Genomic DNA, 22,602 nt, shown 5'->3' on the forward strand with positions numbered 1-22,602 from the left:
TTAGTGCATATTGAAGTTTAACGGCCCACGTAAAATTTGATTTTGTCCGAACTCCCATTGGTAAGCCCCAAGCCTGTTAGGGAATGGGATTGCTTCCATATACTTATCAGACATAAAAGCTTTAGTGTATCGAGTTTCGGGAATGAGTTTGTTTGTGATACCATTCTTTAAGAACGTTCCGTCATTAGAAAATAGTTTGTATCCCCACGTTGGTTTGGTGCTTAACAATGAATTTCCGTGTACGGCTGCTTGCTCTACCGCATTAACTCCCGTCTTAGCGGCACCATGCGCCACCACCTCATTCAGTGCAATGGCACTTTCATCAACAATAGGGTTAATACCACTAACAGCGACAGATTTTAACCCTTCAAGATTTGTCGTAACCTTGAATGTTATCCCGCTTTTAGCTAGTTCTTTACTAGTTTCATTTACAGCTTTAGAAGCTACATTTGCCATTGTTGTTGGTCCAGTAGTCGCTGCAATTGTGCTTTCTGCTTGAATGCCTACTATACCTGTAGGTGTCAATTCTGAAACAGTGCTTACTGGAACTCTTGGTACTCTAAACAAGCCGCCAGTAACAAAAGATACTCCAGTCGTTATTGCCAACTCTTTTGGAGTCATTAATGGATCTCCAAAAGCTATGTGGTTTGCTGTACTTGTGAAGAGTGATGATGTTACTGCCGTTGCTGCAACAAGAGAACCCGCTTGGAAAAACGAAAGACCAGCTACGTTCCCATAAGAGAGCATTGCCCCACCTACGGCACCAATACCAAAAGCTAAAGCACCTTGGCTGTTTAATTGAAATCCGTGTATGCCCCAATTAATCACTCCCCCTAAAATAGCTAATCCCAAAGTATCCCACCCAAAGAATTCTCCGTTATAATCGGCATATTTCAGCGGATTATTCCAGCAATACGCATATCGGTTATAACTTTGGGTATTGTTTGGATCTTGCACATAATTATCAGGTTGCAGGAAACGATGTAATTTAGGGTCATAAATACGACCGTTCATATTTATGAGTCCTACACTTTGCAAATGTTCGTGTCCTGTGTAACCTCTGTCAAGAATAGTAAGACCGTTTAATGCAACTCCAGCACCATTTTGTACTTTTAGAATTGCACCCCAAGCATCAAACAAACGTTTTTCTAAAACAACTGCATTGGCATCTGTAATGGCTAGAATACTTCCTTGATAATCGCGGTGTAAATATAAATAATTTTGGGTTGTACCGTCGCTTTTTAACACAATTGGTGCAGAGTAGCCATCGCCACCTATATAAGTTACAAACTCTGTGCTTGTTGGAGTGGTTTTTATTTCCATACTGCCATCGGCAGAGTAGTCCTTTCGGTTTGGGCGTAGGGTTTTGTCTGGATTTGTACTACCATAAAACATTGCACTACGGTCGTTGTTGTCATTATAAGTAAAACTTATTCGATCTATACCGTCTTCTATTATTTCTACTGGACTTTTAAAGGTGTTGTAGCTTATGCTTTGATTCTGTCTGTTTAGATAATAGGGTAAGGTTACATCTGTTAGTGTTACGGATGTGTTTTGATAGGCTTTGGCAGTACTAGTGTAATTGTAAGTTCCTAAATTATTTTGAGTTATCCTGCCACGATCATCATAGTTTTGGGTTTCTATTGCACCTTGTGCGTTTTTGTAAGAGGTTAATCTGTCTAGGTTGTCATAGCTGGTTGTAAAGTCTTCAGTCCAGTTAAACATATTGTTGTTGCGACTTTTTAAATTTCCTTTTTTTTCATCAAAGGTCGTAGTCAGCGTCATTATATTTGTAGGACTTGCACTAGTTTTGTCGTGTTTGATTTGGGATGCAAAGCCATAGGTATCATAGTCATTGGTTATGGCAATGCCATTTCCTAAATCTGCCGTTAGCAATTGCCCACGAGCATTAACGGTCTTGGTTTGCCATAATATTTTTTGGTTGCTATCGTCTAGGATTTGCCAAGCATAACTGTTTTTGTAAGTGTTTTTTATGGTTTTGCTGCTTGTTTTACCATTGGCTGTTCCCGTGGTAGTTTCAGTTTCTACTCTTCCAAAAGCGTCAAAAGAATTGATTGTTTTGCTAAAAGTAGCATAAGGAGTTGTTTCGGTAGTACCTGTCAAACGTTTGTAATCATCATAGGAAAAAGTATTAGTGGTTACAGCGCCCGCTTCCAGTGTGTTTGTGAAAATACTGGAATCCAACAATTTTGATGTGACATTATAGTTATATGTCGTGCTACTGTTGGTATTGGTTCCTGATATGGTTTTTGTAGTGAGTTTACCCACAGCATCAAGCGTATAAGTTGTTGTGCCATTTGGTGTGATCTCAGTGGTGGTTTCACCAAATCCATTGTAGGCGTAACGGTATTCCCCAGCTGATGGGTCGGTTAGTTTTGTTTTTCGACCCCAGCCGTCTTGCTCTATAGTGGTAACAACCCCATCATAATTGCTAGTTTTTAGATTGCCATTAGCAAAATATGTATAGTTTATTGTGCCACCTGGTGTATCAGTCATACTAACCACATTGCCTATGGCATTTTTTAAGGAAGTCTTGGTTTTTGAACCATCGTTTACCGTTGTAGATAAGCCTGAATAACTAACTGATACTGTTTTTGTTGTGAAGGAAATATTTTGTTTTGTTCTGCCATACTCATCATATTTAGTTTCGTTCCATTGGGTGGCTCCAGTACCAAAATAGGGTTCACTCACTTTAATATTTCGATCATAAATATCGTATAAATAGGAAACGGAGGAAATAGCAACACCAGAAATATCTCTGACTCCTGAAGTTGTTTTTCTGCCTAAATCATCAAATAGTTCTTCGCTATAACTACCATCATCACCCGTTGTGGTAATTTTAGTATTTACGCTATTTATTCGAGAATAGGCGTAGTTGTTACTTTTACCCAGATAGTCGATTGTTTTTTTCTTTTTGAACCAAGGGTCATATTCATATGTTGTTAATAATGGGTATCCGGGTTTTGAAGGTAGTAATTCGGTTAATAAATTTCCGTTTGCATAGTTGTAAGTAAATACTGTTTCTAATTTTTCAATGTCAATACTTTTTGTTAAAAATCTTCCTGACGGGTCGTATTCATAATTAGTAACTCTTGGTGTAAGTCCTGAAGCTGTAATAGTCTTTTTGGTAATATTGCCAAAGGCATCATAGATATTATCTTCGTTAATATAGTTGGTATTGTTTCCTTTTTTCTTTACTTGAGTAAGTAATTGATTCGTATAGGCATATAATTCTTCGCTAGTGGTTGTATCTCCTGTAACGCTTATAGATTGTGTTTTACTCGTTGGTCTGCCTACAACATACGGAGATGTACTAGCGGGTACATAATTTACATTAGCTATAGAGGTTTGTTCTACAGCAGTTCCGTTACTCGCTGTTGTTATAGATTGAATGGGATTATTGTAAGCATCATACGTTGTAATAGTTTTTGAACTGGTATTGTCTAAACCATTCCATTGTTGGGCAACGATATTCTGAATTTTATAAACTTTGTTGGCCAACAACTCACTTTCATAAGTCAAAATCGATTTGGTAATGTAATTGTTTGGTGTATTAGGCGATGCGTTAGCATCAGGGTTTATTTTGGCTGTAAAGGTGCTTCCTGCTTTTATCCAAGAGTTTGGCTTTAAACTAATGCGCTGGGTTGCAACTAAATTTTCTGTTCCTGTTATGGTATATGTTCCTTCTTTTGAAATGATTCTAGAAGTAGGTGTATTATAGGAAGGGTTCAAAGGATTAGCTAAACCCAACACGGTATAATTTTCGGTATTTGCTCCACGTTGTTCTATGTCAAATTTGGATAAATTTGAAATAATTTGATTGGTTGAAACATCGGAACTAGTGTCGTCGAACCAATTGGTTCTCATTGTGGAACGAAAGCCAAGAAAACCAAGACCTTCAATATTAGAAACTGCCCCACTATAAGCAAATAATTGTTTTTTGTAAACGACAGACGAGGAAGATCTTCGTTCCTCGATTTTGGAAACGACTTTAAAACTGGGAGCTACATTTATATCGATGTTCGGATAAACACTTAAATATGGGCTTGGGGTATAAATCGTTTCGTACGGGTCTTGTTGGAGTGGCTTGTACGTTATAGATTCAGACACGCCGTTACCAGTAGTAACGGTGTTCAAAAGTCTTTCTTTGCTAAAATCCTTATTAGAAGTGAAAGTAAAAAGTTTTGTACCTGTTAATGCAGCTATTTCAAAATAGCGGTTGTTGGTATTTGGAGATAGAAATATTGGGACAGGAAAATCGATTATGGAAGGATCTAGGATAATGTCTGATTCTATTTTAGAGGAACTGTCCGTAAAGCTATTTACATCGTTTTGGAATGATGTTATTATTATTCTACCACCACCATAAGTAGTGCCGTAAAGAGATTTAAAACGAACAATATCGGTTTTGCCATCACCATTAATATCTAAAGGAATGAGATTATTAGTATAACTTCCTCCACTTACCCTGCTACTTCCTTCATTCGGAAAAGGATAGGTTTCACTTGTTTTTACAAGACCGTTGCCAGTTGATAAATACTTAAAATAATCATAGGAATATGAACTCGTACTTTTTGGAATTATAAAGTCCATTTTACCATCTCCATTATAATCACCTAATAATATGGGTTGACTGGTAACAATATTAGAATCTGTTGTACTCCATAACAAAGTTAGTTGGTTAGTATCATTTAATGTGTATACCTTTAGGCTTCCATTTGTGAAATGTATGATATCGGTTTTGCCATCACCATTTATATCTGCTGCTTCAATTCTATCAGTATCTGAAAAATTATTGGATAAAACTCCTGCTTGACTCCAGAAATTAGTTATTTTACGACTGTCTAAATCAATAAAAAAGACTTTATTTGTATAGCCTGCACTATCATCTCTTTTGTCAATTGCAACAATATCAGTTAGCCCATCACCATTAAAATCACCATTCAAGTATTTTTTTGCTAAAACAACGTTTCCATAAAAGCCATAGGAACTTACAAGAGTAGTAGGAAAAAAAACTTGTTTACTATTAATAATACCAACACCTCCATAAATAGAAGTAACATAAGTATTAAAATCAATTTCAAGAGTATATGGCACTCTTTGTATAGCCATAATTCCTTGGCCAGATGCCATTTTATTGTTGGAATCCAACCAAGTTGAAGCGAATATATCGTCAAAAGACCCGCTATTTTTTTCAATTGGATTTATACTTCCATTATTATTGTTAATGTTGTTATACAACCAAAACTTCTTTTTTGCATCTGAACCTATAGTAGGATATGCTACAAAATCCATTATACCATCTCCATCAAAATCCCCTGAAATCGTTGCTGTATTTTCAGATATTGCATTTGTTAAACCACTTGGAATAGCTGATGAGTGGGATATTGTGCTTTCGGTTACGCCATAAGTAAAATTTGTAGGATTATAATTTTTTGTTCCGTCACCACTTGTCTCGGTTATACTATTCAAAGTCTGATAGCCTAAATATGCAGTATTGTGATTTAATAAATATTTTCTAAAACCAACACCGTTACCATTTACTTGAATCTCGCTTAAAATTGTATTTCGCAAAATAGATTCACCACTTACATAAAATTGTTCAGGTCTGTTTCTTGTTTTATAAACAAATTTGACTTCATTTATAGGGATCAAACCACCAATACTTCCATATTTTATTGAGGTAATACTTAAACTATTATTTGTATTGTTATAACTATAGCTTATACGAACTCCTTGAGGATTCTCCCAATAGGTAATTGCCCAATCTGTTAATGAACGAGAATCTGATGAATTACCATAATAGGCTTTTGACCCGTCAGGGTATTCTACTACAAAATGATCTGTAAATTGAAAAGTTAAACCATTACCAATCTGCGTAATGTCTTTATAAAATGTTATTTTTATATTCGAAAAACTTTCAGTTTCATATATAGTGCCGTCTGCTCCATATACACCATTATTGCTGTTTTTTACTACAAGACGTTGCCCATCTAAAGCAAAACGGTCTAAAGTATCAAAATCTACGGCATCTATAATTCCATCGTGAAATTTATCAGAGGGTATTCTAGTAATTGTAGATACTCCCGAAATATTCCAACCATAACCTGCCAAACCATTGCCTGCTTGGCTATTGTATGTTAAACTTACTTGTGGAACAACTCCGTTTATCCCCGGTGGAACAGCAACTGGTATGGAATAAGTAGCTCCACCCGTAAGCGAAACTGATAATTGTCCTTCGGTAACACCTACTTCGGTTGAAGTACCTGTTTGTCCCATAATCAAATGAGTTACAAAAAGTAGAATGAAAATATATTGTTTTTTCATGTTAATATTTTTTAAGCTATTGGTTATTTGGAAGAAAATCTTTGGGAAATTGACAAAGGTTAGAAGCCAACAACTTTTTTATTTTACAATTTTTATTGTTTTTTGTTCTCCATCATTATATATCAAAACAATAAGATAAGTACCTGTAGGATAGTTAAAAAATAATATATTTAGATTGTTAGCTTTATCGAGATTATCGTAGGTTTTTAAAACTCTCCCATTTATATCATATAAATAGATGGAGGTAACAGTTTTGTCTGCAATAAGTTCCCATTTTAAGTACAATTCTTCTTTTACAGGATTGGGATAGTAGGAAATAACATCTTCCTGAAAGAATTTTTGTAAATCTTCTTCTTTGAGCGCTATAATTTCTTTGGGATTTGCTTTTTTTCCTGTTGTTGAGGGGCAACCTAAACACAAATATCTTTTTACTTGATTTCCTGCACCATCATATTCAAAAACAAGTTTGTTACTTGGTGCTTGGGCTTTAGCAAATAGTGAAAAACCTAAAAACAGCAGTAGTAAATAATTTCTCATAGCCTTACTTTTTTAATTCTATTTCTATTTCTGACAGCCTTTCAGCGAGCGATTTATAATTTTCATTTTCTGCTTTCAAACGATTTAATTCTTGCTGTTGTAGTGCTGCTTTTTTATCTTGTTCAATAGCATAAAGCGTCAACTCCTCCACTTTTTGGAGCAAAATGTTAGACATTTCTCCCAGGAGAACACCGTTTTGTTTTATTTCTTGAGCCGATGGCACATTAGGCAAGTGATTATTTTTCTTGGTAAAACTTTCAATTTCGGCAAGTGTAGGCATAACGTAATCAGATTTTAATTCCGATTTTCCAGTGTAGTATTTTTGAAAAACATAATCTGCAGGAACGGCTAAATCTACTATTATTTCTTCGGCGTGAATTTTTCCTTTTACTGTGAGTTTTTGATCGGGGTTGCTGGAGCCGATACCTACGTTACCTCCAAAAATTCCATTTCCACTAATCCACATATTAGCAGATTGAGCAGAACTATTTTGATTTTGAATAGTATAATTCCCTACGTTACCATCATGAATAACAGTTTTCCAAGTGCCAAAATCATCGGCAGTTCCTCCAGTAATTGAACCTCTAAATTTCATCCCAGAACCATTTCTATCAATAGTTAATTGTTGTCGCCCATCAGCAGAATTCATATTAAGAGTAGTAGTGAAAGAATATCCTGAACTAGGTTGTTCTTCACGATAAATACCACTTTCTGAAATTGTATTAAGACTTGATACAAACCGCATATTTTTAATAGCATCAGTAATGCTATAACCCGCCAATGTTGTAGGTGTTGAGGTTAGTGTGCTCCATGCTTGATTATGTGTTAAACCAGCAGTATTTGCAAGTACAAAAGCAGTAGTTGCTAGTTGAGTAGTATTAGTTCCTAGAGCAGCAGTAGGAGCAGTAATTATTCCTGATATATTATAATTCCCACTAGTTTGAATAAATTGATAAGCATTCATATAGCCCCAACCGTTCACAAACTTTACTGGGATAGTAGTACTACCTGCATAAGGAGTATCAAGTATAGCAGCATCCTTACTGACCCAACCACTTGCTGTCTTTACTGCGGCTACATTGGTTCCGGTATAAGCTATGTTATTTATGGCTGTTAGATTAGCAGAACTAGGTTGAAAACTTGTAGCGTGTAGTCCGTCAAGTAAATCAGCATTAAGATTAGGAACAACTGTCGTACTAGTGACTGTTATAGGTGAAGTTCCAGTTGCAACATTAGATATTAATTGAGTAGCAGTTACTGTTGATGCAAATGTTGCCGTTCCTGATGCTTTAATATTACCAACAACATCAAGTTTTTCAGTAGGTGCTGTTGTTCCTATTCCTATGTTTGTACCATTAAAATAAATAGGTGTTGCTCCAAATTTAACACCAGTTGTATTATAAGGTACATATCCAGGAAAAGGTGACGTTGCAAAATTAAAGTAATTACCAGGAATGTAATTAATTTGTTGTTGTAAACTTGAGGTTGCCCCTTTTACAAATGATAGTTCAGATAATGAGGGATAAGTCACTGTTGGTAATGAAACAACATTTTTGGCAGTATCGAATGATGCTAATGTTGAAGCTGTTTGTCCTGATATATTAAAAGTAGGTGCAGTTATCGTTGATGCAAATGTTGCCGTTCCTGATGCTTTAATATTACCAACAACATCAAGTTTTTCGGTTGGAGCAGTTGTTCCTATACCAACATTGGTATTTGTGGTTGGCACATTTGGAGAAAGAGTACCTCCATTTGCAGTAGAAATTTGTGCTCTAGTTGCTGTTATTCCAAAAAGAAATAATCCTAAAAATAATAATTTGATTGTGTTTTTCATTATGTAAATTTTTAATGTGTTATTTTTTGTTTTTTAAGTTATTTTCTAATGCTAGGGTTATTTTTTTAGCCAAATTGAGTTCTCCTTTTTCATCCATTTTCCAAACCCAATAATCAAAATTGCTAATATTTTTGTCTGTTTTATTAATGGTTTAGATGGATAAGAAACTTCAAGCGAGTATAAATCCATAATTGGTTGTGAGTTGAACATCAAAAATATATTCAGCGAGTTTACCTCTATATGATTTCTCCCAAAGGATGTCTTTGAAATCAACTGTAAAACAACTTCTAAATTAGGAATACGATTTCACAAAATACATTGAAATTTAAGTAGTTGTGTCTCATAAGTATTAGCTTCGAATGTTTCTACCAAAATTAATTAACATTTAATTAAGGCATAGCATCGAAAAATGAATATTTATTTTCTATTTTTGAAGGAAAAATAACCGAATTATAAATATATCAATTGGTAAGAAATTGAAAAAATTGCGTAAATTAAATGGTTTTACACTTGAAGAAATCTGCGAACAATTGAGTATTTCTCCTTCAACTTATACAAGAATGGAAAAAGGAGAAACGGCCACTTGGACTTCTATGATTGATAAGATATGTGGTGTTTATAAAATTGAACCCGAAGAGTTATTGCTTTCAGAAGAGAAATATATCTTGATAAACAACAATCAAAACGGTGGGTCAACAACTTTAACTGGGAATATTATTAATAATCTTTCTGAAAAAGTGATTGAATTATATGATAAAATGTTGGTTGAAAAGGATATTAAAATTGCGGATTTAGAAAAAAAAGTCTCGAACAAGATATAATACAAGCCCTAAAAAGCCAATTTCAATTGCTCCATAATCATATTTTTTGCCAGGTGATCAAGTTGTGTATTGGAATTCCTGTAAATTTGCATTCAAAGGTGACTTGATTTTTATTGTGAATTACGTCTTCGAAAATAAAAAATGGTTCTACTTGAAATGCTGTGTCACATTTTAAACAACAATAAAAGCCATATTGTTTTTGATATAGCTTTTTTTATGTTGTTTGCCCTCGTTAGTAGGCATGGATTGCAAATCCGCTATCCAACACTAGAGATTTTGTGCATATTCGAGCAATCTGATAAAAACATCAATATTCATTATGGATATGGCTGATTTTGGAAAAACAAATACCGTTTACGGTTCGTATTTTAACGAAAAAACCGCTCCAGCACGGGAAACGGTTCAAGTGGCTTGCTTGCCAAAAAATGTAAATCTAGAAATTACTATGATTGCTGTTTTATAAACAACAATCATAGTCAATTCTTATTATTGATTAGCAACGTGATAAGCAATTAGACCATCTATAGGTCTTCTTAATACGTTACCTAATGTCATTTCGTATTTATCAAAGGTAAGTTGCAATTCGTCTTTTAAATAAAAAGCAATAGAACCTACAAAATGTACGGGAACTTCCTTGCAATTATCATATTGTCTGATGTAATTTTTTACAAAAGATTTCATTCCTTTGAAGATAATTTTTTTACAAAATTCGGTATCCTTATGTTTGATCAGGAATTTTGCAAAAGTAGCTAAATACGCATTTGGATTGGGTTCCTTGTACAATTTACTTTTAATAAAATCAGGATCTAAATCGTATTCTTTCTCAAATTCTTCTGCCAATTCTTTTGGCATTTTGTTGAAATAATATTTTCTAATTAATTCTTTTCCAAAAACATTTCCACTACAATCATCCATGGCAATATATCCTAACGATTGTACTTTTTGGTGCAATATCTTGCCGTCAAAATAACTACAATTAGAACCAGTACCTAGAATACTAACGATGGCTTGTTCGCCCTTTGGAGTAGTGGCATACACAGCTGCATACGTATCCTCGTGAACTGAAATTATAGCATTAGAAAAATATTCTTGAAAAATTTGAGTCAATTCGACCTTCATTCTTTCGGTTCCACAACCAGCACCATAAAAGAATAAATGGGTTGCGGTTTTTTTGTTTTGCAAAATATCAAAGCGATCATTCAAACGCTCAATGATTTCGTCTCCTTCTAATATTTCTGGATTAAGTCCTAATGTTTGGGTTGTAAATAATACTTTTCCATTATCATCTATTGCGATCCAATCCGCTTTAGTAGAACCACTATCAACTATTAATTTCATTTTATTGGTTTTTTGGTTTTGGTGAGTTTTCTTTTTTAAAAAATAAAAAGTGTATTTTTTACATTTATAAAAAGCCTTAAAATAACAAAATCCCGTTCGCACAAGACGAACAGGATTTTATAGGTATATTGAGTATTATTTTAAACTAGAAATATGAACAGCTAAATCAATTAATTTACTTGAATAACCATATTCATTATCATACCAAGAAATGATTTTGAAGAAAGTAGAGTTCAATCCAATTCCTGCATTAGCATCAATGATAGATGTTCTTGAATCAGAAACGAAATCTTGAGAAACAACTAAATCTTCAGTATATCCTAGGATACCTTTCATTGTAGTTTCAGAAGCATTTTTCAATACTGCCATAATTTCTTCGTAAGTAGTTTCTTTTTCTACTTTTACAGTTAAATCTACTACAGAAACGTCAGTCGTAGGAACACGCATAGACATACCAGTTAATTTTCCGTTCAATGAAGGGATAACTTTACCTACAGCTTTTGCAGCTCCAGTAGAAGATGGGATGATGTTGCATGAAGCAGCGCGTCCACCTCTCCAGTCTTTTCTAGAAGGACCATCAGTAGTCATTTGAGTTGACGTTGTAGCGTGAACTGTAGTCATTAAAGCTTCAACAATTCCAAAATTATCATTGATAACTTTAGCTAATGGTGCTAAACAGTTAGTAGTACAAGAAGCATTTGAAACAACAATATCAGTAGCTTTAGCTTCAGTATGGTTTACACCCATTACAAACATTGGAGCATCAGCAGATGGAGCAGAAATAATTACTTTTTTGGCACCACCAGTAACGTGCGCATTAGCTGTTTCGATAGTGGTAAAGAAACCAGTACATTCAGCAACTACATCAACATCAACTTCGTTCCATTTCAAGTCAGCAGGATTTCTTTCGGCAGTGATACGGATGTTTTTTCCGTTTACAAAAAGTTTTCCGTCAATTACTTCTACAGTTCCATTAAAACGACCGTGAACAGAATCATATTTTAATAAGTAAGCCAAGTGATCTACATCTAATAAGTCGTTGATTGCAACAACTTCTACATTATCTCTGTTGAAAGTTTCTCTAAAAACTATTCGTCCTATTCTTCCAAAACCGTTTATTCCTAATTTTACTTTTGACATTTTACTTGATTTTAATTTTTATTTATTTTACTTTAAATTGGTTTGCTTTAAGTATTGGGTTTCAAATCGAAGCCTTTCGCTTAAAAATTATATTATATTGACATGATATCCGATACACGAAGTAATTCTAAATCTATTTCGGTGTGTCCTTTTATGGCTTGTTCAAGTGGGGTAAGTGTAATTTTATCTTGTAACAATCCAACCATATAGTTGGACTGTCCTTCAAGTAAGGATTCTACTGCTTTTACGCCCAATCGGCTTGCGAGTACGCGATCAAAACAAGATGGTGAACCACCCCGTTGCATGTGTCCTAATACGGATACACGCACATCATATTCTGGAAAATTAGATTCTACGTAATCCTTAAGTTCAAAAACGCTTTTACCTATTTTATCGCCTTCAGCAATTACTACGATACTCGATGATTTTCCGGCTGCTTTGCTTTTTTTGAGTGAATCTAGTAATCGTTCTAATCCTAAATCTTCTTCGGGGATTAAAATTTCTTCGGCACCCGCACCAATTCCGGCATTCAAAGCGATATGACCAGCATCACGACCCATTACTTCGATAAGAAATAATCGATTGTGGGAACTTGCTGTATCTCTAATTTTATCAATTACGTCTACAACAGTATTCAAGGCGGTATCGTATCCTAAAGTATGACTAGTACCAAAAATATCGTTATCAATTGTTCCTGGAATTCCTATAACTGGAAAATCAAATTCAGTATTAAAAAGTAATGCTCCTGTAAAAGAGCCGTCTCCACCTATAACAACAAGGGCATCAACTCCTGCGTCAACAAGGTTTTTATGTGCTTTTATTCTACCTTCTGGCGTTCTAAATTCTGTAGAACGAGCTGATTTTAAAATAGTTCCTCCTTTATTGACAATATTGTTTACACTTCGAGGTCCCATTTCCTTGAAGTCTCCTTCAATCATTCCTTGGTATCCTCTATAAATTCCCACACATCCTATATTATGGTATGCACAAGTACGCACAACTGAACGTATGGCTGCATTCATTCCAGGTGAATCTCCCCCGGAGGTTAGAACACCTATCTTTTTTATTGTTTTTGGCATTATTAAAGTATTAAAAGTGTAAATTTAGCAAACATTGAGCACTTTTTAGAGTATGTTATTAATAATTTACTAAATAAAGCTAAATTCAAACGTTTTCGTTAATAAGTTTTTGAAAAAGCAAAAACAAGCACATTTTATTTCACAAAAATCAATTTTTTTCTTTTTTTTTAAACAATTATCATTTTTTGGAGGCTATCTTTTTTGATGATTTTTGCTTTTGAAGTGATGGAATGGGTTTTGGTTTTTGCATTTTTTGTATTTCTACTGGATTCCGAAAATTGATTTTGTCACTGATTTTTGAAATTGATTTTCGAAACACCTACATTTGTTTTTCACACCACAAGAAATGAAATTATATACCAGCAAGAGTCACCATTTTTCGGATCAATTAAAAAAAATCAATTCTCGATACAGCCGCATTAGTTTTTTTCGGCTTTTGAGTATTTTACTTTTTCTAGGAAGTCTTTATTATGATCTCAAAACACAAAGCAATTTGTACCTTTTTTTAGCGGTCATTTTCTTTGTTACTTTTATTATTTTGATGCGTTTGCATGCTAAATTAGCGTTTCAAAAACAAGTAACAACAGCACTTTTTGATATTAATCAAAATGAAATTGCCTATTTAGAACGAAAAGCAATTCCGTTTGAAAACGGAGTTGAATTCAATGATTTTCAGCATCCGTATGCGTATGATTTGGATGTTTTTGGTGCCCATTCTTTGTTTCAAAATCTCAATCGAACGGCGACTTATATAGGAAAAAAAACGCTCGCCAACCAATTAGTTCAATTACTGCCAAATGATGCGATTCTAAAAAATCAAGAAGCTATAAAAGAATTGAATCAAAAGCTAGTTTGGCGTCAGGAATTCTCGGCTTTCGCCAAAATCAGTCGTGATACTAAATCCTTTTACGACGCCTTGTTGCAGTGGAATAGGAGTGCAAATGAACCATTATCACTTACTTCAAGGGTAATTTCATATGCAACACCGTTATTGTTTTTAGGGATATTTATAGCGTATTTAGTGACTTTAAATGCCGTTTGGTTGTCCTATTTGGCGTATGTTTTTGTTTTTAATTTGGGTTTTGCAGGTAAATTTTTAAAGCGAATCAACGCCGAAATGGCACAATCATCCCAAATTGACAGGATTATTTTCAATTACAGTTTATTGGTTCAAAAAATTGAAAGTGAATTTTTTCAATCCCAAAAATTACTGAATTTGCAACAAAAATTAGGTAGTAATAACCAAAAAGCAAGTCTTCATTTCAAGAAATTATCGGGTTTGTTTTCTAAAATGGATAGTAGCAGCAATTTTGTCACAGCACTTTTGTTCAATGGTACTTTTCTTTTTAATCTTCATGTTTTGAATGCCTTATTGCAATGGAAAAAAGACAACGCAACGCTTCTTGAGGAATGGTTATTGGTTGTGGGCGAATTTGAAATGCTCAATAGTCTGTCGAATTTCTCGTATAACAATAAAGAATTTGCTTTTCCAGAGTTGAATTCCAATTTCGAAATTGCATTTTCGGACTTAAGTCATCCATTGTTGAATCCTAAAACGCGCATTGGCAATACGGTGCAATTTTATCCGCAGTCCTTTATGATTCTTACGGGCTCTAATATGTCTGGCAAAAGTACTTTTTTGCGCAGCTTGGGAATCAATATGGTTCTAGCGGGAATTGGTGCTCCCGTTTGTGCATCGGAGGGCAATGTACATCCAATGCCGGTATTGGTTTCTATGCGATTATCGGATTCATTATCCGATAGTGAATCGTATTTTTTTGCCGAAATAAAGCGTTTGAAACAAATTATGGATGCGCTTGAAACCCAACCCGCTTTTGTATTATTAGATGAAATTTTGAGAGGCACCAACTCCGATGATAAACGGAATGGCACCATTGAAGTTGTCAAAAAAGTCATTGCAAAACAGGCCATTGGCGCCATTGCAACCCACGATATCGAAGTATGTTTGACTACAAATGACTATCCCAATATCTTGACCAACAATTGTTTTGAAGTCGAGATACATAATGATGAACTTCATTTTGATTACAAACTCCGATCAGGTATTTGCCAAAATAAAAGTGCTACTTTCTTAATGAAAAAAATGGGTGTTATTTGATTTTTTTTCCAATTAAAACAAGCCTTTTAAGTAAAAAAAAATCCGAAATTCTGGTTAGGGATTTCGGATTCTTCAAATATAATAGTGGTTTTGGTTAGTTTATTTTTGGTTTAGTTAGCTGTTTAGCATTACTGGCATTACTAGCATTGTTACCGTTTCCCCTTCTTCTAATCCGTCTACAGGAGTTAGAATTCCAGCTCTGTTAGGCAATGACATTTCGAGCATAATCATATCGGATTGTAGGTTGGTCAACATTTCGGTAAGGAAACGAGAATTGTAACCTATTTGCATGTCGTCCCCTTGGTAATCACAAGTCAATCGCTCTTCGGCTTTGTTGGAATAATCAATATCTTCGGCAGAAACATTTAATTCGGCACCTGCAATTTTCAATCGAATTTGGTGTGTTGTTTTATTAGAGAAAATGGCAACACGACGCACCGAACTCAAAAACAAAGAGCGGTCAATCATCAATTTATTTGGATTTTCTTTTGGAATTACCGCTTCGTAGTTTGGATATTTTCCGTCAATTAAACGGCACATTAAAATATAATTATCAAATGAAAAAGTCGCATTCGAATCGTTGTATTCAATAGTTACCTCGGCATCCGAAGTAGATAAAATACTTTTCAAAATAGTCAATGGTTTCTTTGGCATAATAAAATCAGCCACTTGCGAAGCCGTAACATCCGTTCGAGCATATTTTACTAATTTGTGCGCATCAGTAGCAACAAAAATCAATCCTTGTGGCGAAAACTGGAAGAAAACTCCAGACATTACGGGACGCAAATCATCATTTCCTGCAGCAAAAATAGTTTTGCTAATAGCCGTTGCTAGCACATCAGCAGGAACCAAAGTTACCGATGGTTCGTCCAAGTTTACCGCTTTTGGGAACTCTTCTCCTGGGGCATACGCCAAAGCATATTTACCTGAATTGGAACTTATTTCGATCGTGTTATTTTCTTCAACAGTAAAAGTTAGAGGTTGTTCTGGAAACGTTTTGAGGATTTCCAAAAGTAATTTTGCAGGAACGGCAACGCTTCCTTTGCTAGTAGAATCAATAGCTAAAGTCGCTGACATAGTAGTTTCAAGATCCGATGCCGAAACCGTTAATACATTATGGTCTAAATCAAATAAAAAATTATCCAAAATAGGCAAGGTGTTGTTGCTGTTGATTACGCTACCTAAAACTTGTAATTGTTTCAATAAGTACGAACTCGATACTATAAATTTCATCTGTTATGTTTTATTTTGTGTGGATTCTATTTTTTATAACTTTAAAATAAAATGCGTTTACAAATATATCGTAAACTACTTTACCATCGAAACTTTTTTATTAACATCTATTTGCTGTATTTTCTTTTGCGAAGAAAAGTAAAAACCACCCCAAAAAGTACTAAAATAAGAATTGGAAGTCCGATAGTTAGGATTTGAGTGCGCGTATAATTTTCATAAACTTTTTCTTTATCCAATAACGGCAAGTCAATATCTTTGCTTCGAATGTTAATAAGTCCGTTGTCATCGAGCAAATAATTAACGCAATTCATGATAAAATCCTTGTTGTCGTATAAATTCCCCGATTTTTGGTCGTAGCCCAATTCTACAGGTTGGTCGTTTTTATCTAACTGATTCCGAATTAAATCCCCGTCGGAAATGACTATCATTTTGTTGTTCTTGCCTTTATTTTCAAACGTCTTTTGCTCAAAAGGGAGCACTCGGTTTTCAAACATCGAATGAAAATTTCCTTCTAGCAGCACCGCAACAGGCAAATTGCCTTTGTCCGCATATGCTGCAGGAGTAGTTTGTTCCGTTACGCTATTCAAGCTAATCTCGGCGGGCGTTCCCACTTTTTTGGAGTATAGTGAGGATTGTAGCAAAATGGTTTTTTTAATTCCATTCTTTAAAGTATCAATAGGATTTACAAAATCAAATTTGATACCACCCAAATTTTTAACAATAGGATGCGTGCTAGTAGGATATATTTGGGGTGCAAATTTCCAGATAAATTCTTGAAATTGTGCCGCACTTCCAGGATCGCCAGTAGCTAATTTTATGGGGCTACCTTGCTCATCTTTGACTAAATCGGGTGTGATGCGAAAGCCATATTTAAAGAATAGGTCATTCAAATTTAGATCTCGAGGATAGGCCAATGTAGCTCCCGAAGCATTGTATAAACTATCCATTTCAGCAACGGTTTGATCCACCAGCCACAAGGTTTTCCCACCATTGATGATGTACTGATCGAGTACTTGTTTTTCGGCATCAGTAAAGGTTTCTGTGGGTTTTACAATAACGGCTAAATCATATTTTTCTAAAGCGGCTAGACTTCCAATAGGATTTTTTGCAACCGAATCTAATGTGAAAGGACCAATAAAATAACTTTCTCTAGTTTGCATCAAAAACTTGGCAATATAAGCTTCTTTGAGTTCGCCATTTCCTTTGATGATGGCTACCTTTTTTTGTTTGTCTTTGGTGATTTTATTCAGTCCTTCGGCGATAGAATATTCTAAATGTTGCACGGAACCAATGACTTTTTGAGTAGTCGAAGCACCCATTCTATTTTTTAACAAAGGAATTGTCACTTCTTTATTGTTGTAAATGGCAACAGCCCAAGGGAATACCATGGCTTGCGACTGTTTTCCTTTGTCGTCAACGGTAATGTTTATGGGGGTGAGTCCTTTTCGATACAACTCCTTAATCATATCCATACTTTCGTCTTTGTTTTCTAAAGGATCTACAAATTCAAAAACAATATTGGGATTATAGGCTTGAAATTCTTCCAGTAATTGTTTGGTTTCTTGCTGTAAACGCTTGAAATCAGCAGGCAAATCACCTTGCATATATACTTTTATAGACAGCGGATTTTGAACCTGTTTGATAATGTTTAACGAAGTTGCGGATAGGGTGTATCTTTTGTCTTTGGTTAAATCAAAACGGTGAAAAAAACGGTTGCTCAACACATTCAAAAACACTAATAAGGTAATAATACCTAATATATATTTCCCGTTTTTTTTATTAGAAGTATTCATTAGGCTTGAGAAGATTTTAATTTGTAAACAGTAAACGAAAGAAACAAAGCAGCAATGCTTACAAAATAGATAACATCACGAGTGTCAATAACACCACGACTCATACTCTTGAAATGATCTTGCATGCCTAACGAAGTCAAAACGGTTCCTAATGATGGCGTAATAGTAGCAAAACCATCAAATCCAAAGTAAAACAAGAAGCATAAAAACACGGCTAGTAGGAAAGCTACAATTTGATTATCAGATAGTGTAGAGGTGAAAATTCCTATAGCGGTATAACCTGCAATCAAGAATAACAACCCAAAATACGATCCTATAGTACTGCCCATATCGATATTTCCTTCGGGCATTCCTAAACTAGAAATAAGGCTTACGTATATAAAAGTGGGGATAATGGCCATGATAATAAGGAGCACTGCCCCTAGAAATTTTCCGTTAACAATTTCCCAAATCGATAACGGTTTGGTAAGCAATAGCTCTAGTGTTCCTTGTTTTTTCTCATCCGAAAAACTGCGCATGGTAACGGCAGGAATAAGGAAAGTCAATATCCAAGGCGATAGTGTAAAAAAGGGAGTCAAATCAGCAAAGCCTGAATTTAGTATGTTATATTCTCCTTGAAATACCCATAAAAAAAGGCCGTTAACTATTAAAAAAACCGCAATGACCAAGTAGCCAATGGGGGAGCCAAAAAAAGATTTTATTTCTCGTAATACTATTGATTTCATTCGTTTTTATTTTACCGCAATGTCGCAAAGGCGCACGGTTGTTTTTATTTTTTTATTTGTTCCAAAGAGCATTTTTGACCTATTACTTTTATCGTTACATTAGAAATTTCGCTATCGATTGATTCCAAAAAAGGTATTTATTCTTCTGTGATTTTAAAGGAATTTTATTGTTATACTATCCCTGTAATTCAATCCCAATAAGCTATTGGCCGATCCCACTTTGGACGGATTACTGCGATAAATGGCAATTTCTAGAAAGCCAGCTTCGTTAAAAAGGGCTAATTTTTCGCCTTCATAATTCTTGATGGGATATTTATCGGAGCTTGCTATGGCGGAATAATTAGGCAAAATGGTTTTGATATTTTTTGTTCTTAAAACAATTTCGTATGGCCTGCCTTTGGCAATTTCGAGGAACTGTTTTTTGGAAATATTGGTTACAACATTCCCAAAATGATCAATATAAATAATGTTTCCGCTCAAATAAGTTCCGTTTTCACCTACCAAAACCTGTAATTCAGTAACTTGTTTGATGGTTTGAATCTCTTTTCCTATGACGTTTAGCATTCCACCTTTGGCAATATGACACGCCACTTTTACAAAAACATCCATATCGGATGCTTCGCTGTGCAAACGATCGTGTATGTTGATGGCTACCATTTTTTGGATTACCATTTTTTGCGTAAGCATACTCAAAATACCATTATCGGCAGCAATAAAATAATGGTCATTCCATTGTATGGCAATATGCTGGTTTTCTTTGTTCAATTCCATATCAACACCTATTATATGTACCGTTCCTTTGGGGAAACTCGCATAGGAGGCTCCTAGAATGTAACTGGCTTCTACTGTGTTGAATGGGTCAATATAATGCGAAATGTCAATAAGAGTAGCTTCTGGATATTCTGATAAAATTTTCCCTTTCAACGCACCTACAAAGTGGTCTTTCAAGCCGTAATCGGTAGTAAGGGTAATTATTGACATAATTTTGTTTATAACTATTGGGCGTACTTAACCCTAATTTTTATTAAATTTGAGATGTGCAAAGCTAAAGTATTTTAGGCTTTAATTAATTAGATTTTAAAAAAAACACCACTTATGTTTAAATCCCTTTTTTTCTTTTTTCTACTCTTTTTGAGTATGCAATCGTTTTCTCAAAACTTGATTTATAAATCCAATGGGACAATTTTAAATTCCGAAAACCAAAAAATTACGCCAAATCAAGTCCGAGAATTAGTAAAAGACAATGAAAAATTACTAGCTGAATATAATGCAGGAAGAACTAAAAAAACAATAGGAAATATTTTGCTTATAAGCGGTTTTGGTTTATTAGTTGGTGATTTAATTCATGGTGCAACTTCATCTGGATTGACTTCAACCCCAGTTGGTGGTGGGTATTATTCTATCCAAAGTGAGAGAACCTATCCTACCGCATTGACTTATGTAGGACTCGCAGCACTGCTAATTGCAATCCCAGTAAAAATCGGTTTTGCTAAAAAAATCAAGAATGTAGTTTCAGACTATAATAAAGGTTTAAAAGTAGGAAGTACAACATTTAAAATCCAAAAAACCGAGTTCCTAACCAACCAAAATGGTCTTGGAATTCGATTGACATTAAATTAACCTTTTAAAAAATAAAACTTTTGAACGAACGAATCATTGAGCTCATAGACATCGCTCCAAAAGATTTTTGGGGCGCACAAGACACTCATCTTGAAATGATTAAAAAACAGTATCCAAAACTAAAGATTGTTGCTCGAGGCACCACTTTGAAAGCATTTGGTGAAAAAGAAGTTTTAGATGAATTCGAAAAGCGATTTCAGCGGCTCATGTTTCATTTTACACGCTACAATATGATTGATGCCAATGTGATTGAAAGAGTCATTCAAAGTGACTCCCAAGAGGACAGAAAAGCCTACGGTCACGACAAAATTTTGGTTCATGGCGTAGGCGGAAAGATCATAAAACCCATGACGCCCAACCAGCAACTCTTGGTCGACACGATGGAGAAAAATGACATGGTTTTTGCCGTAGGGCCAGCAGGTACGGGCAAAACCTACACAGGTGTCGCCATGGCGGTAAAAGCGTTGAAAGAAAAGCAAGTAAAAAAAATTATTCTAACTCGACCAGCCGTTGAAGCTGGAGAAAATCTTGGTTTTTTGCCAGGCGATATGAAGGAAAAACTGGATCCGTACATGCAACCCTTGTACGATGCCTTGCGGGATATGCTTCCTAATGAGAAATTAGAAGATTACATCCTAAAAGGGATTATTCAAATTGCACCTTTAGCATTTATGAGGGGTCGCACGTTGGATCACGCTTTTGTAATTTTGGACGAAGCGCAAAATACGACGCATTCGCAAATGAAAATGTTCCTCACACGCATGGGCAAAAGTGCCAAATTTATGATTACTGGCGATCCAGGCCAAGTCGATTTGCCACGACGCACCATCTCTGGACTCAAAGAAGCCTTGTTGGTTTTGAAAGACGTAGACGGAATTGGGATTATTTATTTGGACGACAAAGACATTGTACGCCATCGACTAGTCAAAAAAGTGATTGATGCGTATAAACAAATAGAAAATAATGATTACTAAAAGTTTTATTTAAAACAGCAAAGCGAAAGAAAACTATTTTTTTTCGCTTTGTTCCTTTTACTTAAAATGCTAAATTTTGATGTCTAATTAAAATTTAGGAATAGAAAAAAAAACTACAAATGCAGCATAAGAATACTGAAATTAAAGTAATAATAAGTGATTTAGATGGAACGCTTTTAAATTCAAATCACCAAATATCGTCCTATACAAAATCCGTATTTCAAGCACTTCATAAACAAAATTATTTAATTGTTGTGGCTACAGGTCGCCATCATTTAGATGCGATGGCTATTGTAAAAGAATTGGGTTTTCCCGTCTATTTAGTCACATCGAATGGGGCTAGAATTCACGCACCTGACCAAGAACTTTTGTATGCTATAAACATGAAAAGCGAATCGATTGCCTCCGTTTTGGCATTAGACATCGACCCAGAAATAACGACAGTATTATTCCGAGAAAATGTTTGGCAAACCTCCAAAACTAATACTAAACTCAATAGTTTCCAAAAAGAAATGACGTATCCGCCTCAAGTAGTCGCTTTTGATTCGCTGGATGATTACAGTGCTATAAAATTGTTTTTTACGCATGACGATCATCAAAAATTAGTAGATTTAAAAGAGCAAATTTTGATTCAGCATCCAGATGAATTCAGCCATGCTTTTAGTTTGCCCATTTGTCTGGAATTTATGGACAAATCAGTAGATAAAAGTGTTGCTATTGCAAAAATTCTAGCATTAGAAGGACATACTTTTGAAGAAGCAATTTCTTTTGGCGATGGTTTTAATGACGAAAAAATGCTTTTCGCCACAGGAAAAGCCCTAGTTATGGGTAATGCACCCGAGAGTTTAAAAAATAAATTGGCACATCTCGAAGTGATTTTGACTAATAATGAAGATGGAGTTGCTACTTATTTGTCAAATAAATTAATAAATTAATAAATTAATAAATTAACGAGTAATGATTGGACTTTTGTAATTAAGCAAAGCCGTTTTTAAGTAAAGATTTAATTGTCTTTTCAATTTAGAATTTTTTGCATAGTGA

The 22,602-nt window shown here is 34.8% G+C and carries 15 protein-coding genes and 1 pseudogene; 6 read left to right on the top strand and 10 right to left on the bottom strand.

Features of this window, described 5'->3' with window-relative positions; translation table 11 throughout:
• From FNW21_RS06220 to FNW21_RS06230, 3 genes are all read right to left on the bottom strand, one after another.
• A complete protein-coding gene (locus FNW21_RS06220; protein WP_144255874.1) occupies positions 1–6,348 on the bottom strand; it encodes an FG-GAP-like repeat-containing protein in 6,348 nt (2,115 codons plus the stop codon).
• A gap of 78 nt (positions 6,349–6,426) precedes the next feature.
• Positions 6,427–6,885 carry a T9SS type A sorting domain-containing protein gene (locus tag FNW21_RS06225; RefSeq protein ID WP_144255875.1) on the bottom strand — a complete coding sequence of 153 codons (459 nt, stop codon included), beginning with the start codon at positions 6,883–6,885 and terminating at the stop codon, positions 6,427–6,429.
• A gap of 4 nt (positions 6,886–6,889) precedes the next feature.
• A complete protein-coding gene (locus FNW21_RS06230) occupies positions 6,890–8,719 on the bottom strand; it encodes an autotransporter outer membrane beta-barrel domain-containing protein (RefSeq protein WP_144255876.1) in 1,830 nt (609 codons plus the stop codon).
• A gap of 476 nt (positions 8,720–9,195) precedes the next feature.
• Here FNW21_RS06230 and FNW21_RS06235 point away from each other — a divergent pair, with 476 nt between their 5' ends.
• Positions 9,196–9,540: a helix-turn-helix domain-containing protein gene (locus FNW21_RS06235; RefSeq protein WP_262710616.1), complete on the top strand. Its 345-nt coding sequence runs from the start codon at positions 9,196–9,198 to the stop codon at positions 9,538–9,540.
• A gap of 292 nt (positions 9,541–9,832) precedes the next feature.
• Positions 9,833–10,003, top strand: a pseudogene (locus FNW21_RS06240) (Rid family hydrolase); the annotation flags it as partial.
• A 23-nt stretch (positions 10,004–10,026) separates the two neighbouring features.
• Here FNW21_RS06240 and FNW21_RS06245 read toward each other — a convergent pair.
• From FNW21_RS06245 to pfkA, 3 genes are all read right to left on the bottom strand, one after another.
• Positions 10,027–10,878 carry an N-acetylglucosamine kinase gene (locus FNW21_RS06245; protein ID WP_144255878.1) on the bottom strand — a complete coding sequence of 284 codons (852 nt, stop codon included), beginning with the start codon at positions 10,876–10,878 and terminating at the stop codon, positions 10,027–10,029.
• Between the two features lie 135 nt (positions 10,879–11,013).
• The gene (gap, locus tag FNW21_RS06250) at positions 11,014–12,018 is read right to left on the bottom strand and encodes a type I glyceraldehyde-3-phosphate dehydrogenase (RefSeq protein ID WP_144255879.1); all 1,005 of its coding nucleotides are present in this window, start codon (positions 12,016–12,018) and stop codon (positions 11,014–11,016) included.
• 92 nt (positions 12,019–12,110) lie between these two features.
• Positions 12,111–13,097 (bottom strand): 6-phosphofructokinase, encoded by a 987-nt coding sequence (pfkA, locus tag FNW21_RS06255; protein WP_144255880.1) that lies wholly within the window; start codon positions 13,095–13,097, stop codon positions 12,111–12,113.
• A 346-nt stretch (positions 13,098–13,443) separates the two neighbouring features.
• Between pfkA and FNW21_RS06260 the strand changes: the two genes are divergently transcribed.
• Complete coding sequence (locus FNW21_RS06260; protein WP_144255881.1) at positions 13,444–15,216, top strand: MutS-related protein; 1,773 nt, start codon at positions 13,444–13,446, stop codon at positions 15,214–15,216.
• 114 nt (positions 15,217–15,330) lie between these two features.
• Here FNW21_RS06260 and dnaN read toward each other — a convergent pair whose 3' ends face one another.
• The 4 genes from dnaN to FNW21_RS06280 all read right to left on the bottom strand — a co-directional run bounded on the left by dnaN (position 15,331) and on the right by FNW21_RS06280 (position 19,948).
• Positions 15,331–16,449 (bottom strand): DNA polymerase III subunit beta, encoded by a 1,119-nt coding sequence (gene dnaN / locus FNW21_RS06265; protein WP_144255882.1) that lies wholly within the window; start codon positions 16,447–16,449, stop codon positions 15,331–15,333.
• A gap of 107 nt (positions 16,450–16,556) precedes the next feature.
• Positions 16,557–18,242, bottom strand: coding sequence for a gliding motility-associated ABC transporter substrate-binding protein GldG (gldG, locus tag FNW21_RS06270; protein WP_144255883.1), 1,686 nt, complete (start codon positions 18,240–18,242; stop codon positions 16,557–16,559).
• Positions 18,242–18,967, bottom strand: coding sequence for a gliding motility-associated ABC transporter permease subunit GldF (gldF, locus tag FNW21_RS06275; protein ID WP_144255884.1), 726 nt, complete (start codon positions 18,965–18,967; stop codon positions 18,242–18,244). The genes gldG and gldF overlap by 1 nt, the downstream gene beginning before the upstream one ends.
• 153 nt (positions 18,968–19,120) lie before the next feature.
• Entirely contained in the window at positions 19,121–19,948 is an 828-nt protein-coding gene (locus FNW21_RS06280) for an SAM hydrolase/SAM-dependent halogenase family protein (RefSeq protein WP_144255885.1), read from the bottom strand.
• A 114-nt stretch (positions 19,949–20,062) separates the two neighbouring features.
• Here FNW21_RS06280 and FNW21_RS06285 point away from each other — a divergent pair, with 114 nt between their 5' ends.
• From FNW21_RS06285 to FNW21_RS06295, 3 genes are all read left to right on the top strand, one after another.
• Positions 20,063–20,587 (top strand): hypothetical protein, encoded by a 525-nt coding sequence (locus FNW21_RS06285; protein WP_144255886.1) that lies wholly within the window; start codon positions 20,063–20,065, stop codon positions 20,585–20,587.
• A gap of 20 nt (positions 20,588–20,607) precedes the next feature.
• A complete protein-coding gene (locus FNW21_RS06290) occupies positions 20,608–21,561 on the top strand; it encodes a PhoH family protein (RefSeq protein ID WP_144255887.1) in 954 nt (317 codons plus the stop codon).
• Between the two features lie 119 nt (positions 21,562–21,680).
• A complete protein-coding gene (locus tag FNW21_RS06295; RefSeq protein WP_144255888.1) occupies positions 21,681–22,496 on the top strand; it encodes a Cof-type HAD-IIB family hydrolase in 816 nt (271 codons plus the stop codon).
• Positions 22,497–22,602: the final 106 nt, after the last annotated feature.

Origin of the sequence: Flavobacterium restrictum (assembly GCF_007097245.1) — a bacterium.
Taxonomy (GTDB): Bacteria; Bacteroidota; Bacteroidia; order Flavobacteriales; family Flavobacteriaceae; genus Flavobacterium; species Flavobacterium restrictum.